The 2,181-nt window shown below is 44.9% G+C and carries 2 protein-coding genes; one reads left to right on the forward strand and one right to left on the reverse strand.

Translation table 11 applies throughout. The features are described 5' to 3' along the window. Positions 1–31: 31 nt before the first annotated feature. On the forward strand, positions 32–271 hold the full coding sequence (locus Q0993_RS05785) for a hypothetical protein (RefSeq protein ID WP_299530642.1): 240 nt from the start codon (positions 32–34) through the stop codon (positions 269–271). Positions 272–300: 29 nt separating this feature from the next. Here Q0993_RS05785 and Q0993_RS05790 read toward each other — a convergent pair whose 3' ends face one another. Next, complete coding sequence (locus tag Q0993_RS05790; protein ID WP_299530644.1) at positions 301–1,818, reverse strand: arylsulfatase; 1,518 nt, start codon at positions 1,816–1,818, stop codon at positions 301–303. Positions 1,819–2,181 lie beyond the last annotated feature (363 nt).

Genomic DNA, 2,181 nt, shown 5'->3' on the forward strand with positions numbered 1-2,181 from the left:
ACCGCGTTTTTATTATATAAAAACGCAAGTCATGAAAACGCTAGTAACTTTAATTTTTGTTCTCTTCATCGGAATCGCCGCCCAAGCCCAGGATACTACTTCCGAAGTAAAGGTTGATACTATTGAAATGGGAATCGTTACCGAGACTGTTGAAGAAGGAATTTCTTTCGAAAACACTACTGAGGTTGCCCGTTTGTACAAGCGTTCCAACAGCAAGGTAAAGAAGGCCTTGTCTTTTACTACCAAAAGAAACCGTGCTAAATTGGCCTAATCCTTAATCTTCCGGGAAGCCTGCAATATTCACCTCAGGTTTAATAAAATATAATCATCGGCCAACTCCTTTACCTTTTCCGGATAGGTTGCTGCCAAGTCATTGAGTTCCGTGGGGTCTTCCTTCATGTTATAGAGTTCCCAATCCCCCCCATTGAGCCTAACGATTTTATAATCCCCTTTTCGGAACATACGGAACTTATCCAGACCGGAAATAAAATAATCGGGTTCCTTTCTTTCTTCGCCTTTAAAAATGGGTAATAAGGAACTCCCTTGAAGCGGCAGGGAGGCATGGCCGTTAATGGAGTCCGGGTAGGAAGTGTTCAACACCTCTAAAAAGGTGGGGGCTATATCCACCACATGCCCGGGTTGCTGGGTAATGGTTCCAGGAGCTATACGATCGGGCCAATAGGCGATAAAAGGAGTATGGCTCCCGCCTTCGTGCCCACATTGTTTGTATTGCCGAAAGGGTGTATTTCCCAAATTGGCCCAAGTGGCCCGCAGGCTCCAATAGGAATCTGCCGGACCTGGGGCCACATCCTTTACCTTATTGGTATAAAAGGGACACGAACCATTATCTACCAAAAAAAGCACGAGGGTATTCTCCAATTCTCCATTTTCACGCAGTTTATCCAGTACCCGGCCGATATTTTGGTCCATTCGGTCTACCATGGCCGCAAATACTGACATTTCCAAATCCAGGGAATCTCGGGCGGATTCGGATAGGTCGTCCCAGGGGTAATACTCCACATATTCCGGTACCAAAGGTTTTCGAAATTGGTTGAGGTTGCCTTCAGGTGGACTTAGCTCGGTATCTTCAGCTATAACGCCTAATTGCTTCATCTTCGCAAAGCGTTCCCTTCGCAATTTATCCCACCCTTTTAGGTAGGTACCCCGGTACTTGGCGATATCCTCGGGTCTGGCCTGTAAGGGATAATGTGCCGCATGATAGGGAAGATACAGAAAGAAGGGCTTCTCCTTCTGAAAAGTGTCGTTCAACCACTGCAAGGCATAATCCGTTATAAAATCGGTTTTGTACATGGGCGATTGTTCAAATTGAATCTCTTCTGCCTTTAATTCTCGGCCATTTAGGTAAAAGGGTCGTTCGAATTCTCCGGAAGGCGGGCGAAAATATTCCGTAGTGGCCCAAAAGGTAAAGGCTTGGTCAAACACATTTTCGGCCTTACAATACTCGGGCACCCAGGGATCAAAGTGCTCCTTTCCGCTCATGATGTTTTCATATCCCGCTTTTTTGGTGAGATGTGCCAGGTGGACGGCACCATTTCCGCCGGTGTACAATCCGGTCAATAGAGACGAGCGGGTGGGATTGCATTTGGCCATATTGTAGAAGGTAGTAAACCGCATTCCGCCTTCGGCCAAAAAATCGATGTTCGGGGTCTGGATTTCACTACCATAACTCCCAATATCCGAAAATCCGATATCATCGGCCATGATTAAAACGATATTGGGTCTTTGCTCTATCTCTTTCTTGGTGTTGCAAGAATATAGGTAAACCAAAAGCAGAGCTAACAAAAGGTATCTTTTCATGATGGTATCCATAATTGGGCATAAATCACCGCCCTATAAAGTTAGGATTATCTCCCTTACCTTCTAAACAGACCTAAATTTATAGTATCCCGTCTTGGACGAAATGGTTTTTTGCTAAAAATCAGGTGCTGGAATTCCGTTAAAATGCACCTTCTTCCGGTAAAGTGATTTTGGGTCTTCGTCCGTTCACCGATGCTATCGTGCACTTTATCCCGATTTCTGTCAGATACCGAAAAATAAGGAGTTTTCAGCGAATCGAAACCCGGAAGGATACGCTTCACCGCGTTTTTATTATATAAAAACGCAAGTCATGAAAACGCTAGTAACTTTAATTTTTGTTCTCTTCATCGGAATCGCCGCCCA

The sequence above is a fragment of the Ulvibacterium sp. genome (assembly GCF_028285715.1).
In the GTDB taxonomy this organism is placed as follows: domain Bacteria; phylum Bacteroidota; class Bacteroidia; order Flavobacteriales; family Flavobacteriaceae; genus Ulvibacterium.

Bases quoted from the DNA above. Each gene is read 5' to 3' on its own strand.
- Q0993_RS05785 (WP_299530642.1), top strand. From the start codon at position 32: ATGAAAACGCTAGTAACTTTAATTTTTGTTCTCTTCATCGGAATCGCC.
- Q0993_RS05790 (WP_299530644.1), bottom strand. From the start codon at position 1,818: ATGAAAAGATACCTTTTGTTAGCTCTGCTTTTGGTTTACCTATATTCT.